Raw genomic sequence first — 20607 nt, 5'->3', positions numbered from 1 at the left:
TCCGGGACCGCCGGCTATCCGGACCGGTCGGCCGCCTCGGGTGCGACGTCCGGCATCAGGTAGCCGACGCCGCGCAGCGTGCGAAGGTATCCGGCGCCGCCGGGCAGGCCCGCCAGCCGGGACCGGAGCCGGTAGACGGTGGACTTGACCACGTCCCGGCCGCCGATCAGGTCGGTCGTCCCCCACACCTCCCGGAGCAGGTCCTGCCAGGACTGCGGCACGCCGCGCCGGGCGGCGAGATGGGCCAGCAGCTTGAATTCGGTGTACGGCAGGTTGAGCTGCCGGTCGGCCAGTACGGCGCTCTGACTGGTCAGGTCGATCACCAGTTGCCCGACCCGGATCGTGGAGCCGGGAACTCGGCGACGGCGGACCAGCGCCTGGGCCCGGAGCGCCACCTCGCGCGGATGGAACGGCTTGGTCACGTAGTCGTCGGCGCCGTGCTCCAGTCCGCTGATCACGTCGTCGGGCTGGGTCAGCGCGGTGAGCAGCATGATCGGCACCTCGGACCGGGCCCGAATCCGCTGGCACAGGGTCAGCCCGTCCATCGCCGGCATCAGGACGTCCAGCACCACCAGGTCGACCGGGCGGGACCGCAGCAGGTGCAGCGCCGTCGCGCCGTCCTGCGCGGTGAGCACCGTGAAGCCCTGCGTCTGCAACGCGAACTCGATGATGATCGTCATCTGTGGCTCGTCGTCAACGACCAGCGCGGTCGGGCCGCCGCCCTGGTCCGCCCACTGTCCCGCCGGGCCGGTCACGACGGGCTCCCGGTCGGCGTGCCGGCCGGCAGGGTGAGCAGGAAGGTCGTCCCGTGCCGCGATGCGGTGTGCACCATAATCTCGCCTCCGTGCAGTTCCACGATGGTCTTGGTGATGACCAGGCCGAGGCCGGTCCCGTCGGCCAGCGGACGACCGGTGGCGAACCGGTGGAACAGCCGGTGCCGCTCCTCCCGCGTCATCCCCGCGCCGTCGTCGGTGACGTACACCGCGACACCGGTGTCGATCGGGGTCACCCGGACGTCGATGCTGCCGCCGGTGGTGGTGAACCGGCTGGCGTTGGAGAGCAGGTTGGTGAACGCCTGGGCCAGCAGCATCGGATCGGCCGGGATCCTCGGCATCACCTGCGGGGTGTCCAGGCTGATCCGCTGCTGGCGCTGTGCGCAGAGCGACCGCATCGCGGTGACCACGTCCCGGGCGACCACCGACACGTCGACCCGCTCCAGTCGGGGTACGAACAGCCCGGCCTCGATCTTCGCCTGGATCAGCAGGCTCTCGCAGAGCCCGATGACCTGGGTGGACTGGTGGTCGAGCACCTGGAGGAACCGCTCCTGCGCCGGGGTCAGCGGGCCCGGCGTACCCTCACGGAGCAGTTCGACCGCGCCCCTGATCATGCTCAGCGGGGTACGCAGCTCGTGGCTGAGCGAGGTCACCTGGTCGGCCCGTCGCTGGACCAGTTCCTCCAGTTGGGCCAACTCGGCGCTGCGCGCGGCACTCGTCCGGCGGGTACGCAGGGCCATCAGTCCCGCACCGGCGAGTCCACCGCCGAGCGTGGCGATCGTCAGCAACCACATCGGTCCCACCCGTCAGCCAGCGGCCCGGTCGATCCAGCGTAGGCCCGAATCCGGCGTACCGGCCGGCGGCTCACCCCGGGCGCAGCTCGGCGGAGTACTCGGCGATCGGCGTACCGTCGACGCCGAACGCGGTCAGGCGGCCGTGCGAGAGGTTCGCCGACCGGAACGAGAAGTGCCACTGTCCGGGATAGACCGGCAACAGTGGGATGGCCCGGGCGGCTCCACCGGGCGCGGACCGGTACTCCAGCCGGCTGACGGTGGCGTCGACGACCCCGTTGACCCGGACCTTGGTCTTCTCGGCGGTGACGCCGAAGGTGATCGACGTACCGGCCGCGTACTCGGCGCAGTCGGCCTCGCCGTGACAGACGAAGAAGTACCTCGGATTGTCGACGTCGGTCAGGCGGTACGCCTTGAAGGTCGGATCGGCCCCGGCCGGCAGCGGCTGCACCGCGAAGAACGCCACCGTCACCACGGCGGCGGTGCCGACCCGCAGCCAACCCCGGACGTTCGAGGTACGCCGGCCGGCGGCGACCACCGCGACCGTGATCCCGCCGAATCCGGCCAGGCAGACCGTTGCCGCCGCCACCGCCCGGGAGTTCTCGAACAGGAACTGGAGTCCCGGGGTCATCGAGACCTGGCTGAGCAGCACCCCGAGGGACAGCACCAGCACGCCGAGCAGTACGACTCCGGCCACCCGCCGGGCCACCCCGTACGCGCCGATCAGGAGCATCGCGGCCAGCACCGGCCAGATCTGGTGGTGGGTCCAGGAGACCGGTGAGGCCGCCACGGTGGCGCAGCCGACCAGTACGGCCGCGTGGGTGGGCTGCCCGGACAGTTGCAGTTGCCGGGCCCGCAGCAGTGCCGTACCGCAGACGACCAGGACCAGCGCGGCCCAGAGCAGCGGGAACGTCTCGCCGGCCAGCCCGATCCGCAGCAGCATGCCGTGCAGTGACTGGTTCCCCAGCGAGGCGAGATCGCCGACCCGGGAGGTGTTCAGGAAGGTCCCGGTCCAGAACGTCCAACTGTCCGTGGGCAGCACGACCGCGGCGAGCACGGCACAGGCGACGAACGCCGCGACGGCCCGTCCGGCGTCCCGGTATCTCCGGGAGACCAGGAAGAAGAGCACGAACAGCAGCGGGGTCAGCTTGATCGCGGCCGCGATCCCGATCAGCACGCCCCGGTAGCGGGCCGGGGTCAGCCCCATGCCGTCGACCAGCGCCAGCAGCACGATGAAGACGCTGACCTGTCCGAACCGCAGGTTGCTCTGGGCCGGTGCGGAGAGCATCAGCGCGCAGGCGATCGCGGCGACGGCGACCGGTCGCCGATGCTCGGCCACGGTGACCGCCCGGCCCACCGCCACGGCGATGGCGGCGATCGCCGCGCAGGTCAGGGCCAGCCAGGTCAACTGCACGACCCACTCCGGTACGGCGCCGATCGGGAAGAGCACCAGGGCCGCGAAGGGGGGATAGGTGAACGGGCCGCCGTTCTCCGCGACGAAGTCGTACAGCGGCTCGCCGGTCTGGAGATGGCGGATCGCCCCGTAGTAGATGTGCAGGTCGGACAGGCGTTCCCAGCTGGGCCGGCGCAGCACCAGCACCGAGGAGACGATGGCGATCATCCCGAAGGCGGTCCAGGTTGCCGCTGCCCTGCGAGTCACCATCCCGCGATTCTAGAAGTCGGACTCCACGCCGTACGCCTCCCTCGGAGCGGGGTCGGCCCGCGTCGTCCTCCTAGACTGGTACGCACGTCGAACGTGGCGTGCCGTCGGCCTGGGGCGGACGACCAGCGCAGCCGTACCCCGGAGAGGATGCCACCCGATGAGCCTCGACGCCGCCGACCAGCACCGCCGCGCCGTCGCGTTCCAGCGGTTGCACGAGGGGCCGACCTTCGTGATCCCGAATCCCTGGGACGCCGGCAGCGCGCGGGTCCTGACCCAGTTGGGCTTCCCCGCGCTCGCCACCACCAGCGGCGGTCTCGCCTTCGCGCTCGGCCGCCGGGACGGGGCGGGTCTGGTCAGCCGGGCCGAGACGCTGGAGAACATCCGGGCGATCGCCGCCGCGACCCCGCTACCGGTGGCGGCCGACCTGGAGAGCGGTTTCGGCGACTCGCCGGACGAGGTCGCCGAGACCATCCGGCTGGCCGCCGAGGCCGGTGCCGTCGGCGGGTCGGTCGAGGACGCCACCGGGAATCCCGCCGATCCGATCCTGCCGGTCGCCGACGCGGTACGCCGGGTCGAGGCGGCCGTGGCGGCGGCCCGCGCCCTTCCGTTCCCCTTCACCCTGGCCGCCCGGGCGGAGAACTTCCTCTACGGCCGGCCGGACCTGCCCGACACCATCCGCCGGCTGCGGGCCTACGAGGCAGCCGGCGCCGACGTGCTGTACGCACCCGGGTTGCCCGATCTCGACGCGGTCCGCTCGGTCTGCGCGGCGGTGGGCAGGCCGGTGAACGCGCTGGCCGGAGGCGCGCCCGCGGTGACGGTGGCGATGCTCGCCGACTGCGGCGTACGCCGGGTGAGCGTCGGCTCGACGCTGGCCCGGGTGGCGCTGAGCGCATTCGTCGACGCGGCCCGGGAGATCCACGAGACGGGCACCTTCCGGTTCGGCCGGGACGTGCCGGGCTACGCCCAGATGAACCGCCTCTGGCCGGACCCTGCCCGGTAGGTTCCGAACCCGCATCGCCGCGGCGGCTGTCGCCCGGTTCTGTCGGTGCCCGTGGGCATACTGACCAGCGGAAATCGACAGCGTATGACCGATCGGAGGGATGATCATGACAACCCTGCTCGCCATCGGCACCAGCAAGGGCCTCTTCCTCGCCACCAGCGGTGACGACCGCAGGAGTTGGCAGATCAGCGGCCCGCACTTCTCGATGACCGGCGTGTACGCGGTCGCCATCGACAAACGGCGGGCGACGCCCCGGCTGCTCGCCGGAGTCACCAGCTCACATTTCGGCCCGAGCGTGGCGACCAGCGACGATCTTGGCGAGTCCTGGCACGAGCCGGCGGAGGCGCCGCTGGCCTTCCCGGACGGCACCGGCGCCAGCCTGGAACGGGTCTGGCAGCTCTCCCCCGGCACCCCCGACGAGCCGGACGTGGTCTACGCCGGCACCCAGCCGTCGGCGCTCTTCCGGTCGGACGACGGCGGGATCCACTACGAGATGGTCCGCCCGCTCTGGGACCATCCGCACCGCGAGCAGTGGGAGGGCGGTTTCGGCGGCCAGGCAGTACACACCGTGCTTCCGCACCCGGCCGATCCGGCGCAGGTCCTGGTGGCCATGTCGACCGGCGGCGTCTACCGCACCGGCGACTCCGGCGCCTCCTGGCGACCGCAGAACACCGGCATCCGCGCCTACTTCCTGCCGGACGAGTGGCCCGAGTTCGGCCAGTGCGTGCACAAGGTCGCCCGGGACGCCGGCGACCCCGAGCTGCTCTACGCGCAGAATCACCACGGCGTCTACCGGTCCCGCGACGGCGGCGTCACCTGGAAGTCGATCGCCGACGGGCTGCCGAGCGACTTCGGGTTCGCGATGGTCGCCCATCCGCACCGGAGCGGGACCATCTTCAGCTTTCCGCTGGTGGCCGACGGTGAGCGCTTTCCCGTCGACCGGCGATGCCGGGTCTTCCGCTCCACCGACGCGGGTACTACCTGGGAGCCGTTGAGCAACGGGCTGCCGACCGGGCCGTACTACCCGGTGGTGCTGCGCGACGCGATGTGCGTCGACGACCTGCGCCCGGCCGGCGTCTACTTCGGCACCCGGTCCGGCGAGGTCTACGCCAGCGGGGACGAGGGCGACTCGTGGTCACTGGTCGCCGCCCACCTGCCCGACGTGCTCTGCGTCCGGGCTGCGCAGGTGTGAGGTGGTCACCGTACTCGTGCCCGGCGCACTGCGGACCGACACGGCCGGCGAAAGCCGGTTGAGCGTCAGCGCGGCGGGCACCCTGCGCGCCGTACTCGACGAGATGGATCTGCACTGGCCCCGGCTGACCCGGCGTATCCGGGACGAACAGGGCAAGCTGCGCCGCTACGTCAACGTGTACGTCGACGGTGAGGACTGCCGGCAGTCCGGCGGTCTCGATACCCCGGTCCGGGACGACGCGGAGATCCAGGTCATCCCCTCGGTCGCCGGCGGCTGACCGGCCACCGGAGCGACTACGGGCGCACCGCCCACCGGGCCACGGCCCCGGCCCGCCACCCCGACCCGCGAGGCGGGTTCGGGCGGTCCGCCGACTCGGGGTGCGAACGGCCGCCGGTCGGCCTACCGTGGTGATTGTTGGTCAACATCTTCCTGGTGTTGGCCGGCGGTTGGTTGTCCTCGGCCGGGGGCAGGCGTGGGATGGGACGGCGGCCCGGGCCGGGGCGTCGGCCGGAGACAGGACACCAGTCTTCCGTGGGATCCCCGCACGTGTCGCTCGATGTCGTCGTTGTGGAGGCGTTCCATGCCCGACTGGCGTTCACGCGCCCTGCGTCCCGCGAAGCGGGCTCTGCGCCGCTCGCAGGACCGGTATCCGCAGTCGCCGCCGGAACTCTCCATGGACCCGCGCGGCGGCGAGGTCGAGCAGGCCCAGCCCGCCGAGGAGAGCGTCGTCACCTCGGCGATCTACCGGGACGGCCAGCGGGTGGACGGCCCGCCCAACCTCGCGGAAACCTGCCAGCGGCTGCGGGACCAGCCGGACACGATGGCGTGGATCGGGTTGTACCGGCCGACCGAGGCGCAACTGCTCACCGTGGCCGAGGAGTTCGGGCTGCACGAGCTGGCCATCGAGGACGCCATCGTCGCGCACCAGCGCCCCAAGCTCGAACGGTACGGCGACACGCTCTTCGTGGTGCTCCGGGCCGCCCGCTACCTCGACGAGGCGGAGGAGGTGGACTTCGGCGAGGTGCACATCTTCGTCGGCGCGAACTTCGTGCTGACCGTACGGCACGGCCAGGCTCCCGACCTGACCGCCGTACGGCGTCGGATGGAGAACGATCCCGACCTGCTGCGCCGTGGTCCGGAGGCGGTGCTGTACGCGGTCCTGGACAGCGTGGTCGACGGGTACGCCCCGGTGGTCGGCGGGTTGCAGAACGACATCGACGAGATCGAGACCGAGGTTTTCGGCGGCGATCCCCGGGTGAGCCGCCGGATCTACGAACTCTCCCGTGAGGTGATCGAGTTCCAGCGGGCGACCCGGCCCCTGCTGGACATCCTGTCGGGCCTGACCGCCGGCTTCGAGAAGTACGGCACCGACGAGGAGCTGCGGCGCCTGCTGGGCGACGTGGCCGACCACGCCACCACCGCCTCGGAGCGGGTGAACGAGTTCCGGCTGATCCTCGGCGACATCCTCACCCTGAACGCCACGCTGGTCTCGCAGTCGCAGAACGAAGAGGTCAAGAACCTGACCCAGGCCAGCTACACCCAGAACGAGGAGATCAAGCGCATCTCCGCCTGGGCCGCGATCCTGTTCGCCCCGACGGTGATCGGCACTGTGTACGGGATGAACTTCGACCACATCCCCGAACTGCACTGGACCCTCGGCTATCCGTTCGCGCTGTTCCTGATGCTGGTCGTCTGCTCCACCCTGTTCATCCTCTTCAAGCGCCGCGACTGGCTCTGACCACCGGTTCGGGTGCCGGTCACAGCCACTTGTTGCGCCGGAAGCCCCGGTGCATCGCGATCGCACCGACCAGCATCACCACCAGCACCACCCAGAAGCCGTACGACGCCTTCAGCCCCGGGATGGCCTCGAAGTTCATCCCGTAGATGCCGGCGATGAAGGTCTGCACCGCGAAGATCGCCGCCCAGGCCGCGATCTTCCGCATGTCGTTGTTCTGGTCCACCGACACCTGCGCCAGCCGCGCCTGGAGGATCGAGTTCAGCAGGTCGTCGTAGGCGGTGACCCGTTCCACCGTCCGGACCAGCACGCTGTTGACATCCCGGAAGTACCGGACGACCGGCCTCGGCAGTTCCCGGTCCTCGAGCAGCGCGGCGAACGGGCGTTGGAGCGGCGCCACCGCCCGCTTGAACTCCATCAGCTCCCGCTTGAGCTGGTAGATGTGCGCGATCCGGTCCCGGCTCCGGCCGGGGGCGAAGACCTGCTCCTCCACCGCGTCGATGTCGGCCTCCACGGCGGCGGCCACCTGGACGTACGTGCCGATGAGCTGGTCGCAGACCGCGTAGGCGACCGCCCACGGGCCGAGTACCAGCAGGGTGGGCCGGGCCTCCAGGTCGGCCCGGACCGGACCCAACGCGCCCGGTGCGCCGTGCCGGACGGTGATCACGAACCGGGGGCCGACGAACACGGTCACCGATCCGGTCTCCACCACCTCGGACGTCTCGGTCAACTCGGAGTGCTCGACGTACCGGGTGGTGCGGAGCACGATCACGGTCACCTGGTCGTACCGCTCGACAGCCGGCCGGTGATCACGGTTGAGCGCGTGCTCGGCGATCAGGTCGTCCAGCCCGAACGTCCGGGCGATCGGCGCGAAGTCCTCCGCCGTCGGCTCGTGCAGCCCCAACCAGACGAAGCCCCGACCCCGGCGCGCTGCCGCCGCCGCGTCCCGGTAGTCGGGCCGCCCCGGCATCCGACGGCCGTCGACGTACGTCGCGCAGTCCACGACGCATTCCGCGTTCTGGGTGTCCGGCCCCGAGGAGTACGCGGGCGACCCGTCGACGTTGAACATCCGGGCCATCACCCGGCGTACCGGCTCGGCCCACCGGGTCCGCGTACCGCCGAGACCAGCGTTCCGTTCGTACCCCGTCATCCCCGGATGTCCCTTCCCTCGCGTGGCCACTGGCGTGCATCGAACCATCCATCGGCTTCTCGACCGGTACCCGGGTCCAGTGGTGCGGCGCGGGTTCCGGGCGAGTTCCGGGCGGGTTCCGGGCGGGTGAGGTTCCACACCGGTTGAGGCGAGGGCGGTCGACCGGAGCTAGGCTTGATCACTAGGCGGCGCCGATACGCGACCGCCCCGGACGAGAGCGCTGCCGTACCCGGCCAGGCAAAGACGGCGCGTAGAAAATCATGACTCTTGTTGATCTGATCGAGGTCGGCGGCTCGCTGCTGATCATCTCGGCCTTCGCCGCCGCCCAGACCGGTCGCCTCTCCCCGCACTCCGTGCGCTACCTGCTGCTCAACATCGTCGGTTCGGCGGTGCTGGCGGTGATCGCACTCCTGCACCAGTCGTGGGGATTCCTGCTGCTGGAGGGAAGTTGGGCGATCATCTCCACGATCTCGCTGGTCCGGGTCGCCCGCCGCGCCGACGGCACCGCGACCGGGACCGGGCCCACCGGAAGCCAACGGCTGGATTCGCCTGCCCACTGACACCGCCGGACGTTACGTTGACCTCAACAGACCCGGTCGCCGGGACGTCGGAGGGAGGCGTGATGACGAACGCCGTTCCGGATCCGTCGACGGTCTCCATCGGGCTCCGTACGGCCGCACACGTCGGGATCTCCGTCGCCGACCTGGACCGCTCGGTCGCCTTCTACCAGGCGCTCACCGGGTTGGAACCGGTGGTACGCGACGAGACGATGCAGGGTGCCGGGTTCGCCCGGTCCCAGGGCCTGGCTACGACCCGACTGCGGTACGCCACCCTCCGGCTCGACAATCTCGGCATCGACCTGATCCAGTTCCAGGAGCCGGTCGGCGAGCCGGCGAAGATGGGCGCGAACCGGCCCGGCGCGATGCACCTCTGCTTCGAGGTCGACGACCTGCCGGCGGTGTACGACCGGATGCGGGACGCCGGGTTCGAGTTCCTCGGCCCGCCGTACACCTTCACGGTCGAGGAGGTGTCGCCGCCGGACGCGGCCGGCACCCAGGTGGCGTACTTCAGCGATCCGGACGGAACCAACCTCGAACTCATCGCGCCGAGGGGCGGATTCGCCCGGCCCGGCTGACCGGGGAGCGCGACGTCGTCGTGCGCTGGTCGGCGTGTTACGGCCGGCGGGCGACCTCGACGACGAACGCGCGCCAGGCGTTCGGTCCGAAGCTCAGGGCCGGTCCCCGCTGGTCCTTGCTGTCCCGGACCAGCACCCGGCCCGGCAGGTTGTCGGCCACCTCGACGCATTCGCCGCCGTTGGTGTTGCTCCTCGTCGCCTTCCGCCAGTTCGGGGTCATAGCTCGCTCGCCATCCTCACGATCAGGTCCCGGGACATGTCTCGGGGAAGTGCCACCGAGCGTATCGCGTCCCAGACCCGCACCATCGCGGCGACGTTGTCCGGCTCGCTGATCACCCGCCCCGCCGCCTGGTCTTCGAGGTACGCCGCCTCACTTCCGCCGGGCAGCGCCGCCAGTACGAGGGGACCGGTCTGTCCGACGTACAGTCCGGCGGATCGCGGTACGACGTGGACGAAGACGAGTTGCCGGGTCGACCACTCGGCCAGTTTCTCCAGTTGGGGCTTCATCAGCGTCGGCGAGCCCCGCATCAGCGCCAACTCGTCGAGGATGAAGGTGCAGATCGGCGGCTTCTCCCGGCCGAACACGGCCGCCTGGCGCTGCATCCGAAGTGCCAGGCGTTCCTCGGCCTCGTCGGGATTGAGCAGGCCCGCGTTGAGTACCGCCCGCGCGTACTCTTCGGTCTGGAGCAGGCCGGGGACGAAGTTGGGCCCGTGGAACCGGAGCGACAAGGCCTCGAGTTCCATCTCCGGCCACGGCTGGAACCACTCGGGCGGCACACCCTTCCGGGCGTCGACCGCCAACTCCTGGATCAGCTCTCCGGAGCCGAACACCTCGTCCAGGTTTCTCGCGGTGTCCGGCATCGGCACGAGCCGGGCCGTTTCGAACTTGGCGACGAGTGACGTGCTGACCCGCAGGCGTTCGGCAAGCCGCTCCTGGGTTACCCCGTTAGTCATCCGCAGGAACTTGATGATGCGTGGAAGACCATTGTTCCTCACTTATTACCGGACCTTTCTCGCCAGGGAGCAAATTGTTCCCTGACGCGCCACTTCAGTGCCTGACCTCGGAATATCGAGCGCTGCAGGTGGCCCATTTTCCACTGATCTGGCGGCCGAGTCCAGAGTGGAAAGGAGAGAATCGATCCCGCTCATAACACCTCGGCGGTGGCTATGAATCGCAGTTCGAACTGATCCAGGTTGCCGGCCGTCGAGCCCTCCTGAAATGGCTAACAGACGACCGGCGACTACTGACAATCTTCCGGCGACCAGGCGCCGGTCACGAGGACGTCGGCTCGGGAACCCGGCACTCGTCGTGCTGCCCGTACGCGGCGGCCAGGGCGGGGTTCGCGTCGAGCACCCGGCGTACGCCGGCCGTGTCCCGCTCGAAGGAGACGGACTCGACCTGCGCCAGGGTGAACACCGCCTTCATGCCCTCGGACGGAAACACCTTGGCGTTTCCCAGGTACTCATCGAGTTTGTCCAGGATCTCGTCGAGCGGCGCGAGTTCGACGGTGATCAGGTCGTCACCGCCGGGGACCGGCGCCGGCCGCAGGCCGTCGAGCGTGGTCCGCGCCGTCCGGAACCTGTCGCGTAGCGCGGTGAGGTGCCGGACCAGTTGGGGCCGCTCCCGTTCCGAGAACGCGCTGTCGATGGTCAGCGAGGTCTGCGGCAGGTTCAGCAGCGAATCGTGGGCGGTGCAGGTCTTGCCGACCCAGTCGAGCACCGCCGGATCGGGCGTCGGGGTCGGGCTCGGCGAGACCGTCGGCGATGCCGCCACCCCCGGCCCCGATGGATCGTCGGAGCAACCGGCAAGGGCCACCAGCCCGACCAGCATCGACACCGCGAGGCCCACCGATCTCAGCCACCCGCGCATCCGACGCCCCTTCCGTCTCTGCCTGTCGACCCTACCGGTGTAGCACCGCCACGCCGGGGCTCGCCTTCAAGAGTCAGCAGGGCGGACGACCCTGCCGGCGCCGATGGGCGGCGGAACTTCCAGGGCCACCCATCGCGCGCCGGTCAGGTCGTACCGCCTCGTCACGCCAGATTCGATACCGAGAGCTGACTACTTGTCGCCCCAGACCTCCTGCGCGGTCTCCACGATGAGCTGGAGCTTGGCGACCTGCTCCTCCTGGGTGAGCGCGTTGCCCTCCACAGTGGAGGAGAAGCCGCACTGCGGGGAGAGGCAGAGCTGCTCCAACGGGACGTACCGGGCTGCCTCGTCGATCCGGCGCTTGAGGTCGTCCTTGCTCTCCAGCTCGCCGCGCTTGGTGGTGACCAGGCCCAGCACCACCTTCTTGCCCGGCGGCACGAACCGCAGCGGAGCGAAGTCGCCGGAGCGCTCGTCGTCGTACTCCAGGAAGAAGCCGTCGACGTCGAGCTGGGTGAAGAGTGCCTCGGCGACGAAGTCGTACCCGCCCTCGGCCGCCCAGGAGGACCGGAAGTTCCCCCGGCACATGTGCGTGGTGATCGACATGCCCTCCGGACGGCCGGCCAGCGACGCGTTGATCTGCCGGATGTACCGCTCATGCTGGTGCTCCGGGTCGCCGCCCTGCGCCGCCACCATGTCCCGCTGCCGGGGATCGTTCAGGTACGCCAGGCTGGTGTCGTCGAACTGGAGGTACGTGCAACCGAGTGCGGCGAGCCGGCTGACCTGCTCGGCGTACGCGGCGCTCAGGTCCGTCCAGAACTGGTCCAGGTCCGGGTAGACGCCGGTGTCGATGGCCGCCCGGCCGCCCCGGTAGTGCACCATGCTCGGCGACGGGATGGTCAGCTTCGGCGTCGCGGTGGTGGTCTGCTCCTTCAGGAAGGAGAACGCGTCACCGAAGATGGTGTCCTGCAACGTCACCCGGTCGTGGACCCGCAGTGCGGCCGAGCTGAACTCCAGCGCCCCGGCCTCGTTGTAGAACTGCACGGTCAGCTTCTCGTCGGCCGGGTCGATGCCGCCGAGCTGGTAGATGAAGTCCATGTGCCACGACGTACGACGGAATTCGCCGTCGGTCGCGGTACGCAGGCCGATGCTCTCCTGAAGGCGTACCACCTCGCGGATCGCGTCGTCCTCGACGGCGCGCAACTCCTCGGCGGTGATCCGCCCGGCGGCCCGGTCCTGCCTGGCGCTCAGCAGTCGCGCCGGCCGCAACAGGCTGCCGACGTGGTCGGCGCGGAACGGCGGTCGGGGTGATGCATCCATGGGGGGTCCCCTCTGCTTCTGTACGCGGGCTCCTTGTCGGTACGCGCCGGCTTCGCGTACCGCGACGGCGCGATCCGGCAACCATAGTCCGCCACAGCGGGCTAGATGATCACCAGCCCCGAGTCCGGCCGGCCCGTTCCGGCTGACGGACGGCCAGGCAAGGAAGTCGACCCGCTCCCAGACGCCCTGGCCAATGGGGCCGACGCGAGGCAGGAATCGACTGGAATCGCGCGGATGGTGAACAGCCGCCCCGCGTGAGCCGCCGAGGAGGGACTAGAGCCGGGATGGGCGCTCCTCGGGCCGATCCCCGACTTGTATCGTGAGGACGAGCAGTGGCAGTAGAGCTCAGGCGGCGGTGGAACCTGTCAGTGTTCAGCTGATCATCATGTGCTCTCCGGGACCGGTTCCCCTTTTGCGACCAATGTCCGGGCGACGACCAGCCAGGCGTGGGCGGCCATCGTGAGGGTGATGTGGGCTATTAGCAGGCCGCCAGTCGCGCATAGACAGACGATGAGACGCCGCACTCGGTGAACAGCGCACCGCGACGGATGCATCATCACTTAGCCCGGGTGAAGTGGGACGACAACGGGATCGCGAGCCGCTGGGAACCCGGCAGGCCGGTAGGGGCAAGAGCGGGTATGACAACGCACACCGTCGATCGGGATTCCGTCGATGCCGGTGACCTCGCCGGGTTGTTCGACCGGTATGCCCGGGAGCTGTTGCGGTACTGCGCGCGGCGGGTCGGCGACGACGTCGCGGAGGACGTGGTGGCCGAGACCTTTCTGCTCGCGTACGAGCGGAGGGAGAGGTACGACCCGGGCAAGGGCGCGGTGCTGCCGTGGCTGTACGGCATCGCCACCAACCTGTTGCGCCGGCACCTGCGCACCGAGATCCGGCTACTGCGTACGGCCGCCCCGATCGACGTGGTCGCCGAGGGACCGGCCCTGCGTAGCGCCGAACGGGTCGACGCGCAGAGGTCCGTCGCCCGGCTCCGCGTGGTACTCGCCGAGCTGCCCCGCAGACAGCGGGACGTGCTGATGCTCTACGCGGTCGCCGACCTGGAGTACGGCGAGATCGCTACCGCGCTCGACATCCCGCTGGGATCGGTTCGGTCGGCCCTGCACCGGGCGCGAACCAAGGTGCGTGCCGTCCTTTCCGTAGAAGGAGAGTCCCGATGAACCGAACGGATCCCGACCTGGTCGCGGTGCGGAACCTGCCGCCCGGACTGTCCGAGCCCGACGACGAGGCGGTGGCGCGTACCTGGCGAGCGGTCGTCAGCGGGCACGCGGCGCGGCAGCGCCGGTCCTGGCGTCCCCGGCTGGTGTTGCCAGTCACCGCCGCGGCGGTGGTCGCCGGCCTCGCCCTCGGCGCCGGTCTGGTGCTCGCCCCGCCGAACGGCGCCGGGCCGGACCGCCCGGCGACGCCGCCCGGCCAGGCCGACCCGCTGGCCGTTTCGTACGGGGGCCCGGCCGTCGTCCGGGCCGCGCTCGACGAACTGATCGCCCGGGCCGCGACAGTGGAGCCGGTACCTGTTCCCGACGGGCGGTTCATCTACGTCCGTACCCGGACGGTAGCGGTTCCCGGCGCCGGCGGGCCGGCGGCGGGGAGCAGCGGCGAGCCCGGCCCGCCGGTGGCGGGAACGGCGTCGGGCACCCCGACCGGCGGCCCGGGAGCCACGCCTGGGTCCGGTAACGCGGCGCCGAACTCCCCGCACGAGCCGCTGCCGATCGACCATCAGATGTGGCTCACTCCGAGGGGCATGATCGTGCTCGACGCCCGCCTTAACGGGCAGGACGTGGACCCGGGGCCGACAGACGGCCAGAGGGGAAGCGAAGCCATGCAGAGGCTGCTCGTGGAGGGGCCGAGCCTGGGCCTGCCTACCCCGCAGTGGCTCGCTGAGCTGCCAACCGATCCGGCGCTGCTGCGGAGCCGGCTGCTCGACGATCTCGCCGGGAGCCCGGACTCCCCGGACGGTCGGCTGGCCAAGGCGCTGGGAGTCCTGCTGCGGTCAGCAGATCCGGTGCTCGTGCCGGCCGTACGGGTCGCCCTCTACCAGGTACTCGCCGGGCTCGACGGGCTTAGCGCCGCCAGGGTCACCGTCGGCGGCCGGGAGCAGTACGTGATCCGGCACGTCGACGGCGGCGCCGTCACCGACCTGCTGCTCGATCCGGGAACCGGCCGGGCAGCCGGCCGGGCCACCGGCAGGCTGGCTGGTACGGGAGGCGGCGGGTCGGACGCGGCGGCGTACCCCGCCGGTCTGCGCAGCCAGGATCTCTGGTCGTGGGCGATCGTCCCGACGGTGGGACGTATCGGCTGACGGAGGTGGCGACGAGGGTGGGCGGCGGGGCGGAGAGGCAAACCCGGCGCGGATCTCGGAGGTGTTCAGCAGGTCGGGGTCGAGGGCACAGGCTCCTACGGCGCCGAGCTGACCCGTCGCTTGCCCGCCGCCGGGATCGTGGGGTGGCGTTGAGGGAGCAGATTGGGAGCAGGGCTGCGCTCCCAACGGCGCTGAACGGCGCTCGACGGCCTTTGCTGCCGTGATGTTGCCTGTCTGCTGCACCGCTACGCCATCTGCCCAAGGCCCGGGCACGCTCCGTGCCGGTTGACCGGGCCGACCAACTCGGTCCGGGGATGCGGTTCCGCCGCCCCGGCGCCTGTTGGCGGCAGGAGCGTGTTGGGGGATCAGGAGAGACCAACTCTTGCGCAGAACGATTTGTGATGCAAACCTATTGGGAGCGCAGTGCATGGGATCGATCCAACCTGGAGGGTGTCATGTCGGACGAACCGAACCCTGGCCCGAACGCCGAGTCCACACCGGGGGAACTCCTTGCGTCGGTGACCGCCCTCCGGCGGCGCACCCGGGCCGCCCGACACGCGTACTGGTTCCCACTTCTGCTGTTCGGTCTGCTCATTGCGATCGCCGCGCCGCTGTATCTTGAGTCGGTGGAACCGGCCGGCATGCGGGGCGTGAAAGCCATCCCCGCGCTGGCCGGCCTCGGTGGTGACTTCCTGGAGCACTCGGCGGCCCTTGGCTGGTACTGGCTGGCGGCACTCATCGGTGGCTACATACTCAGCCTCGGGTGGTACCGGTGGCGCGGCGCCCGGGTGGGCCTGCAGACCCCGACCCGTGCGTACCTCACCGCCGGTATCGTGGGCACCCTGGTGGGCCTCGTGCTGCCGATCGTCCTGCCATTCATGTTGTTCAACACGTGGTCACCGGTAACAACCGCAACAAGCTGGGCGACCACACCCCTGTTGGGTATCTCCAACAGAGGCATGCTCCCCCATCTGGTCATCGCAGTAGGACTGGCGGTCCTGGCTCGACTCGAACGCAGCCGGGGCCTGTTGACCGTCGTCCTGGGCTACACCGCCGCGGTCCTCCTGGTAAGCACCTACTTCCAAACCACGGAATTCCAACCTGGGGATCTAAACCGATTCAGCTTCATGTTGGCGGCCCTGCTGCCGGCACCGATCCTGCTCGTCGGTGGCACCGTCGCCCTCATTGACACGGTGAAGGCGTCCAAGAGGTCGACGTGAGCACTGGGAATGACGCCAACACCCCGGCCGCCGACCCGAGAAGCACCGGGCACCCGACGAACGGCCTCAACGACACCGTCCACCAGCGTCACCGACTCGGCATCCTCACCATCGCGGCGGAATCCGAGCGAGTGGAGGTCGCCTACCTGCGCACCGCACTCGAACTCACCCCCGGCAACCTCTCCCGACACCTTGCCGTGCTCGAGGAGGCGAATCTGATCCAGATCGAGCGGGGCTACCACGGCCGACGACCCAAGACCTGGATCAAGATCACCCAACAAGGGCAGAACTCGCTACGCGCCGAGATCAACGCACTCCAAGAACTCCTCCGCCGCCACCAGAGCAGCGCGCCAAAAGCTCGCTGACATACTCGACCCGCTCAGCGGCACCGACAAAGCAGTTGAGCTGCGGCAAGGGTTCCGGGTCAGGCCGGCGTAACCGTCCCCGTGACCGGGATGGGTTCGGTCTGCGCCCAGATCGCGCTCATCTCCTTCATGGCCTGCTCCATGATCTGCACCATCGCGACCTTGGCACGGTCGCCGTCGTGCCGCTGGATCGCCTGCGCCACCTCGGCGTGCAGTTGCAACGCCTCCTCGTGCGGGTAGTGCGGCATCAGGTCGTAGTGGTACCGGCCGGCGAGCACCTCGGCGACAAGTTCGTGCAGCTTCAGGAACATCTCGTTGCCGGAGTCGACCAGCACCTGCCGGTGGAACTCGATGTCGAGCCGGAGGAACTCGGCCTCGTCGCCGGCCTTGCCGGCCGCCCACATCTTCGCGGCGAGTCCGATCAGGTCACTGGCCTCCTGCGGGGTCGCCCGGACGGCCGCGAGCGCGGCGGCCTGCGGCTCGACCGCAGCCCGCAGTTCGGTGATCGAGCGGAGCTGGGCGATCCGGCCGGCCGAGGCGAGTCGCCAGCGGATGACCTGGGGGTCGAAGACGTTCCAGTCGCTGGCGGCCCGGATCAGGGTGCCGACCCGGCGACGGGACTCGACGAGTCCCATCGAGGAGAGCACCCGCAGCACCTCGCGGACGACCGAGCGGGAGACGGCGTACTGCTCGACGAGGTCGTCGATGTAGAGCACGGACCCCGGCGGAAGCTGGCCGGCGCAGACGGCCGTGCCGAGGAGGTCGAGCACGCGGGCGTGCAGGCCCGGTTCGGCGGTGCCGAGCCGGACAGACGCATCCTCTGGTGACGGCATGTCCATAAATAAAGCCTATCAGTGGGAGGGCATCTCTTGCATAAGTCTGGTTTATCGGCCTAACATCCGGCATTAAGCGGATGTAGGGCATCCGCTGCGGCGCCCCAACGGCGGGTCGCCGCGACGGAAGGGGAGATGGACGTGTTACGTCGGTCGGTAATCGGAACCTCTCTGGCCGTGGTGGCTGCCCTCGGCCTGTCCGCCTGCGGGGGCGGCGGGGACGACAGCGGTGAGTCGAACACTTTGCGCGTGACGCTGGTCAACCACGTCTGGACGGAAAACATAAAGCAGGCCCTGCCGGAGTTCGAGAAGCAGACCGGCCTGAAGGTAGAGGTCACCCAGCTGGGCGAGGACCAGCTCTCTGACCAGTACAACGTCAAGCTGAACGCCGGATCCAGCGACATCGACGTGATGATGTACCGGCCCCTCCAGGAGGGGAAGCTGTTCGCCAAGAACAAGTATCTGGCCGACCTGACCGACAAGGCCAAGGGGAACGCCGCCTTCGGCTTCGACGACTTCCAGGCCGGACCGGTCCAGGCGACCAGCTACGAGGACAAGGTGGTCGGCGTACCGATCATCACCGAGCAGGAGGTCCTGTACTACCGCAAGGACCTGGTGCAGAAGGCCGGCTTCAGCGCCCCGCCGAAGACCCTCGACGAGCTGAAGACCATGGCGGCGAAGATCGAGTCCGAGAACGCCGGCACCGCGGGCTTCGTCGCCCGGACCGGTAAGGCGGCTGCGGTCACCCAGTTCTCCAGCTTCCTCTACAGCTTCGGCGGCGACTTCGTCGACGACAGCGGCAAGTCCACGGTCAACACCGACCAGGCCAAGCAGGCGTACGCCTACTACGGCGGGCTGCTCAAGGACCACGGCCCGGACAACATCAGCACCGACATGAGCTGGTCCGAGGCGATGGCGATCTTCACCCAGGGCAAGGCCGCCTTCTACACCGAGGCCAACTCGCTCTACAAGAACGCCACCGACCCGGCCAAGTCGAAGGTCTCCGACACCGTCGGGTTCGCGCCGTTCCCGGCCGGCCCGGCCGGCTCGAAGCCGTACAACATCCCGTCGTGGGCGCTCGGCGTCAACGAGTCCTCGGAGAACCAGAGCAACGCCTGGAAGTTCATCGAGTGGGCGGCCGGCAAGGAGCAGGCGCTGGCGCAGCAGAAGGCCGGCGTCCCCGGCGCCCGTACCTCGGTCTGGGCCAACCCCGAGGGCATCGCGACGTACCCGAAGGACCTCGCGGACGCCATCGCGGTCAGCACCGCCAACGGTGTCGGCCACGACCGGCCGCTGGTCGTGAAGGTGGCCGAGGCACGCGAGATCGTCGGCCAGCCGATCGTCGACGCGATCACCGGCAAGGACGTCGCCGGCTCGACGACCGCGGCCCACGAGGCCTTCCAGAAGCTCCTGGACGAGGAGAAGTAAGCCAACCGCGCGGGGGCGACGGACCAGTTCCGTCGCCCCCGCGTCACCTGGCCCGCCGAAGCCGGAGACCCCTCATGGCAGTCATCGCATCCACCCCGTCGTCCTCGACCGACACGTCCGCCTGGACGCGTTGGGCGAACATTCACCGCAAGTGGCTCTTTGCCGCACCGGCCATGGTCTTCGTCGGTGCACTGATCATCTTTCCGCTCGCCTGGACGCTGTACCTCAGCCTCACCGACGCCGAGGGATCGGTCCGGGCCGAGTCCGAGTTCATCGGATTCGCGAACTACCTCGAAGTCCTCTCCGACACCGACCGGTTCTGGCCGGCCGTCCTGCGCACCGTCGGGTTCACCGGCGTCGCGCTGTTCTTCGAGGTCGTACTCGGAATGGCGGTCGCGCTGCTGTTGTGGCGGCCGTTCCGGGGCGAGAAGTGGGTCCGGGTCGCCATCCTGATGCCGCTGGTCGCGACCCCGGTCGCGGTCGGCATGATGTGGCGGCTCATCTTCGACCCCAACATCGGAATGGCGAACCAGCTGCTCGGCTGGATCGGCATCGGGCCGCAGCCCTGGCTGGCCGGCCAGCACAGCGCACTGCCGACAACGATCTTCATCGACATCTGGCAGTGGACGCCGATGGTCGTCCTGATCCTGCTCGCCGGCCTCACCTCGCTGTCCAACGAGCCGGACGAGGCGGCCCGGGTCGACGGCGCGAACGCCTGGCAGCGGTTCCGGCACATCACGCTGCCGCTGCTGATGCCGACGGTCATCGTCGCGATCCTGCTGCGCGGGATCGACGCCCTGAAGACCTTCGACATCCTCTACGCCACGAAGGGTCGCGGCGGCGGGTCGTTCCACGAGGTCGAAACCCTCAACGTGTACGCCTACGGCCTGAGCTTCGACTACAACGAGTACGGCATCTCCTCGACCGTCCTCATCATCTTCTTCCTGATCATCATCGGCTCGATGTGGGCACTGACCTCTCGGCGAAAGAAGGCTGCGCGATGAAGGCCCGCCGTACCCCGTACCAGGTCTTCCGGGCGGTTGCCCTGGCCCTCGTGGTGGTCTCGTTGCTCGCGCCGCTGGTCTGGATGGTCGCCGCCTCGTTCAAGACGAACGTCGACATCTACGACACGGGCAAGGCGTTCGTCTTCACCCCGGTCCTGGAGAACTACAGCAAGGTCCTGGACCAGGCGAACTACTTCCAGTTCATCGGCAACAGCCTCTGGGTGGCCTTCGCCGCCACCGTGCTGTCGCTGATCCTGGGCGTGCCGGCGGCGTACTCGATGAGCCGGTTCAACATGCGCAAGTCGGCCCTGGTGGTGCTGATGGCCCGGGTCATCCCCGGCGTCTCGCTGCTGGTGCCCTGGTACTACGTCTTCTCCAACCTGAAGTTGGTCGGCGGCTTCTCGGTCCTCGTGCTCAGCCACATGTTCGTGTCACTGCCGCTGGTCGTGTACATCATGATGGGCTTCTTCGACGGCCTCCCGCTGGAACTGGAGGAGTCCGCGCTGGTCGACGGGCTCACCCACATCGGCGCGTTCCGCCGGATCACGCTGCCGCTCTCCGCACCCGGCATCGCGACCGCCGGCATCCTGTCGTTCATCTTCTCCTGGAACAACTTCATGTTCGCCCTGGTGCTCTCCGGCGCGGACACCAAGACCCTGCCGGTCGCGATCTTCGACTTCGTCGGCTACGCGAGCATCGACTGGGGCGGCCTGATGGCCGCGTCGACGGTGGTCACGCTGCCGATCATGGTGATCGCCCTGTTCGTGCAGAAGTACGTCGTCTCCGGCCTCACCGCCGGGGCCACCAAGGGCTGAGG

Annotated in this window: 22 protein-coding genes, 1 pseudogene and 1 riboswitch; of the genes and pseudogenes, 13 read left to right on the top strand and 10 right to left on the bottom strand. The window is 69.5% G+C overall.

Annotation, left to right across the window (positions count from 1 at the left end; translation table 11 throughout):
• Positions 1–14 precede the first annotated feature (14 nt).
• The 3 genes from H4W31_RS20505 to H4W31_RS20495 form a co-directional block, all read right to left on the bottom strand.
• Entirely contained in the window at positions 15–755 is a 741-nt protein-coding gene (locus tag H4W31_RS20505) for a response regulator transcription factor (RefSeq protein ID WP_318783297.1), read from the bottom strand.
• Entirely contained in the window at positions 752–1567 is an 816-nt protein-coding gene (locus H4W31_RS20500) for a sensor histidine kinase (RefSeq protein WP_192768138.1), read from the bottom strand. The genes H4W31_RS20505 and H4W31_RS20500 overlap by 4 nt, the downstream gene beginning before the upstream one ends.
• 70 nt (positions 1568–1637) lie before the next feature.
• Positions 1638–3227 carry a glycosyltransferase 87 family protein gene (locus H4W31_RS20495; protein ID WP_192768137.1) on the bottom strand — a complete coding sequence of 530 codons (1590 nt, stop codon included), beginning with the start codon at positions 3225–3227 and terminating at the stop codon, positions 1638–1640.
• A gap of 157 nt (positions 3228–3384) precedes the next feature.
• On the opposite strand from H4W31_RS20495, the gene H4W31_RS20490 reads away from it, so the two are divergent.
• The 4 genes from H4W31_RS20490 to H4W31_RS20475 all read left to right on the top strand — a co-directional run bounded on the left by H4W31_RS20490 (position 3385) and on the right by H4W31_RS20475 (position 7157).
• On the top strand, positions 3385–4227 hold the full coding sequence (locus H4W31_RS20490) for an isocitrate lyase/PEP mutase family protein (RefSeq protein ID WP_192768136.1): 843 nt from the start codon (positions 3385–3387) through the stop codon (positions 4225–4227).
• 106 nt (positions 4228–4333) lie between these two features.
• The gene (locus H4W31_RS20485) at positions 4334–5419 is read left to right on the top strand and encodes a WD40/YVTN/BNR-like repeat-containing protein (RefSeq protein ID WP_192768135.1); all 1086 of its coding nucleotides are present in this window, start codon (positions 4334–4336) and stop codon (positions 5417–5419) included.
• 1 nt (position 5420) lies between these two features.
• Entirely contained in the window at positions 5421–5696 is a 276-nt protein-coding gene (locus tag H4W31_RS20480; RefSeq protein WP_192768134.1) for a ubiquitin-like small modifier protein 1, read from the top strand.
• A gap of 303 nt (positions 5697–5999) precedes the next feature.
• The gene (locus tag H4W31_RS20475; RefSeq protein WP_192768133.1) at positions 6000–7157 is read left to right on the top strand and encodes a magnesium and cobalt transport protein CorA; all 1158 of its coding nucleotides are present in this window, start codon (positions 6000–6002) and stop codon (positions 7155–7157) included.
• A gap of 19 nt (positions 7158–7176) precedes the next feature.
• Here H4W31_RS20475 and H4W31_RS20470 read toward each other — a convergent pair whose 3' ends face one another.
• The gene (locus H4W31_RS20470; protein ID WP_225945612.1) at positions 7177–8304 is read right to left on the bottom strand and encodes a magnesium and cobalt transport protein CorA; all 1128 of its coding nucleotides are present in this window, start codon (positions 8302–8304) and stop codon (positions 7177–7179) included.
• Between the two features lie 185 nt (positions 8305–8489).
• Positions 8490–8557: riboswitch (guanidine-III (ykkC-III) riboswitch) on the top strand.
• A 7-nt stretch (positions 8558–8564) separates the two neighbouring features.
• On the opposite strand from H4W31_RS20470, the gene H4W31_RS20465 reads away from it, so the two are divergent.
• A complete protein-coding gene (locus H4W31_RS20465) occupies positions 8565–8864 on the top strand; it encodes a CBU_0592 family membrane protein (RefSeq protein WP_192768132.1) in 300 nt (99 codons plus the stop codon).
• 62 nt (positions 8865–8926) lie between these two features.
• Complete coding sequence (locus H4W31_RS20460) at positions 8927–9439, top strand: VOC family protein (protein WP_192768131.1); 513 nt, start codon at positions 8927–8929, stop codon at positions 9437–9439.
• 37 nt (positions 9440–9476) lie between these two features.
• Here the strand turns inward: H4W31_RS20460 and H4W31_RS20455 are convergent, their stop codons facing one another.
• The 5 genes and pseudogenes from H4W31_RS20455 to H4W31_RS45020 form a co-directional block, all read right to left on the bottom strand.
• Entirely contained in the window at positions 9477–9659 is a 183-nt protein-coding gene (locus H4W31_RS20455; protein WP_192768130.1) for a DUF397 domain-containing protein, read from the bottom strand.
• Positions 9656–10435: a helix-turn-helix domain-containing protein gene (locus H4W31_RS20450; protein ID WP_318783296.1), complete on the bottom strand. Its 780-nt coding sequence runs from the start codon at positions 10433–10435 to the stop codon at positions 9656–9658. The genes H4W31_RS20455 and H4W31_RS20450 overlap by 4 nt, the downstream gene beginning before the upstream one ends.
• Before the next feature lie 277 nt (positions 10436–10712).
• Positions 10713–11309: a hypothetical protein gene (locus H4W31_RS20445; RefSeq protein ID WP_192768128.1), complete on the bottom strand. Its 597-nt coding sequence runs from the start codon at positions 11307–11309 to the stop codon at positions 10713–10715.
• Positions 11310–11498: 189 nt separating this feature from the next.
• A complete protein-coding gene (locus tag H4W31_RS20440; protein WP_192768127.1) occupies positions 11499–12623 on the bottom strand; it encodes a 5-methyltetrahydropteroyltriglutamate--homocysteine S-methyltransferase in 1125 nt (374 codons plus the stop codon).
• A 383-nt stretch (positions 12624–13006) separates the two neighbouring features.
• Positions 13007–13124, bottom strand: a pseudogene (locus H4W31_RS45020) (IS701 family transposase); the annotation flags it as partial.
• 137 nt (positions 13125–13261) lie between these two features.
• Here H4W31_RS45020 and H4W31_RS20435 point away from each other — a divergent pair.
• The 4 genes from H4W31_RS20435 (at position 13262) to H4W31_RS20420 (ending at position 16525) form a co-directional block, all read left to right on the top strand.
• Positions 13262–13801, top strand: coding sequence for an RNA polymerase sigma factor (locus H4W31_RS20435; protein WP_192768126.1), 540 nt, complete (start codon positions 13262–13264; stop codon positions 13799–13801).
• On the top strand, positions 13798–14940 hold the full coding sequence (locus tag H4W31_RS20430) for a hypothetical protein (protein WP_192768125.1): 1143 nt from the start codon (positions 13798–13800) through the stop codon (positions 14938–14940). Before H4W31_RS20435 ends, H4W31_RS20430 begins: the two co-directional genes overlap by 4 nt.
• Positions 14941–15458: 518 nt before the next feature.
• Complete coding sequence (locus tag H4W31_RS20425) at positions 15459–16160, top strand: hypothetical protein (protein WP_318783295.1); 702 nt, start codon at positions 15459–15461, stop codon at positions 16158–16160.
• The gene (locus H4W31_RS20420) at positions 16157–16525 is read left to right on the top strand and encodes a transcriptional regulator (protein ID WP_192768123.1); all 369 of its coding nucleotides are present in this window, start codon (positions 16157–16159) and stop codon (positions 16523–16525) included. Before H4W31_RS20425 ends, H4W31_RS20420 begins: the two co-directional genes overlap by 4 nt.
• Positions 16526–16584: 59 nt before the next feature.
• Here H4W31_RS20420 and H4W31_RS20415 read toward each other — a convergent pair whose 3' ends face one another.
• Complete coding sequence (locus H4W31_RS20415) at positions 16585–17358, bottom strand: FadR/GntR family transcriptional regulator (protein ID WP_192768122.1); 774 nt, start codon at positions 17356–17358, stop codon at positions 16585–16587.
• Positions 17359–17607: 249 nt separating this feature from the next.
• Between H4W31_RS20415 and H4W31_RS20410 the strand changes: the two genes are divergently transcribed.
• The 3 genes from H4W31_RS20410 to H4W31_RS20400 all read left to right on the top strand — a co-directional run bounded on the left by H4W31_RS20410 (position 17608) and on the right by H4W31_RS20400 (position 20605).
• The gene (locus tag H4W31_RS20410) at positions 17608–18786 is read left to right on the top strand and encodes an ABC transporter substrate-binding protein (protein WP_318783294.1); all 1179 of its coding nucleotides are present in this window, start codon (positions 17608–17610) and stop codon (positions 18784–18786) included.
• 74 nt (positions 18787–18860) lie between these two features.
• Entirely contained in the window at positions 18861–19790 is a 930-nt protein-coding gene (locus tag H4W31_RS20405; protein WP_225945611.1) for a carbohydrate ABC transporter permease, read from the top strand.
• Positions 19787–20605: a carbohydrate ABC transporter permease gene (locus H4W31_RS20400; RefSeq protein WP_192768120.1), complete on the top strand. Its 819-nt coding sequence runs from the start codon at positions 19787–19789 to the stop codon at positions 20603–20605. Before H4W31_RS20405 ends, H4W31_RS20400 begins: the two co-directional genes overlap by 4 nt.
• The last annotated feature ends 2 nt before the right edge of the window (positions 20606–20607 follow it).

It is taken from the genome of Plantactinospora soyae (genome assembly GCF_014874095.1).
Lineage (GTDB): Bacteria > Actinomycetota > Actinomycetes > Mycobacteriales > Micromonosporaceae > Plantactinospora > Plantactinospora soyae.
Note: the sequence above shows the minus strand (reverse complement) of the source record. Positions and strands in the feature narration are given on the sequence as shown.

What these genes read in the sequence shown, in the direction of transcription:
- H4W31_RS20445 (WP_192768128.1), bottom strand. Translation starts at nt 11,309, where the DNA reads ATGCGCGGGTGGCTGAGATCGGTGGGCCTCGCGGTGTCGATGCTGGTC.
- H4W31_RS20460 (WP_192768131.1), top strand. Translation starts at nt 8,927, where the DNA reads ATGACGAACGCCGTTCCGGATCCGTCGACGGTCTCCATCGGGCTCCGT.
- H4W31_RS20500 (WP_192768138.1), bottom strand. Translation starts at nt 1,567, where the DNA reads ATGTGGTTGCTGACGATCGCCACGCTCGGCGGTGGACTCGCCGGTGCG.
- H4W31_RS20475 (WP_192768133.1), top strand. Translation starts at nt 6,000, where the DNA reads ATGCCCGACTGGCGTTCACGCGCCCTGCGTCCCGCGAAGCGGGCTCTG.
- H4W31_RS20485 (WP_192768135.1), top strand. Translation starts at nt 4,334, where the DNA reads ATGACAACCCTGCTCGCCATCGGCACCAGCAAGGGCCTCTTCCTCGCC.
- H4W31_RS20455 (WP_192768130.1), bottom strand. Translation starts at nt 9,659, where the DNA reads ATGACCCCGAACTGGCGGAAGGCGACGAGGAGCAACACCAACGGCGGC.
- H4W31_RS20435 (WP_192768126.1), top strand. Translation starts at nt 13,262, where the DNA reads ATGACAACGCACACCGTCGATCGGGATTCCGTCGATGCCGGTGACCTC.
- H4W31_RS20490 (WP_192768136.1), top strand. Translation starts at nt 3,385, where the DNA reads ATGAGCCTCGACGCCGCCGACCAGCACCGCCGCGCCGTCGCGTTCCAG.
- H4W31_RS20415 (WP_192768122.1), bottom strand. Translation starts at nt 17,358, where the DNA reads ATGCCGTCACCAGAGGATGCGTCTGTCCGGCTCGGCACCGCCGAACCG.
- H4W31_RS20405 (WP_225945611.1), top strand. Translation starts at nt 18,861, where the DNA reads ATGGCAGTCATCGCATCCACCCCGTCGTCCTCGACCGACACGTCCGCC.
- H4W31_RS20440 (WP_192768127.1), bottom strand. Translation starts at nt 12,623, where the DNA reads ATGGATGCATCACCCCGACCGCCGTTCCGCGCCGACCACGTCGGCAGC.
- H4W31_RS20470 (WP_225945612.1), bottom strand. Translation starts at nt 8,304, where the DNA reads ATGACGGGGTACGAACGGAACGCTGGTCTCGGCGGTACGCGGACCCGG.
- H4W31_RS20465 (WP_192768132.1), top strand. Translation starts at nt 8,565, where the DNA reads ATGACTCTTGTTGATCTGATCGAGGTCGGCGGCTCGCTGCTGATCATC.
- H4W31_RS20430 (WP_192768125.1), top strand. Translation starts at nt 13,798, where the DNA reads ATGAACCGAACGGATCCCGACCTGGTCGCGGTGCGGAACCTGCCGCCC.
- H4W31_RS20400 (WP_192768120.1), top strand. Translation starts at nt 19,787, where the DNA reads ATGAAGGCCCGCCGTACCCCGTACCAGGTCTTCCGGGCGGTTGCCCTG.
- H4W31_RS20495 (WP_192768137.1), bottom strand. Translation starts at nt 3,227, where the DNA reads ATGGTGACTCGCAGGGCAGCGGCAACCTGGACCGCCTTCGGGATGATC.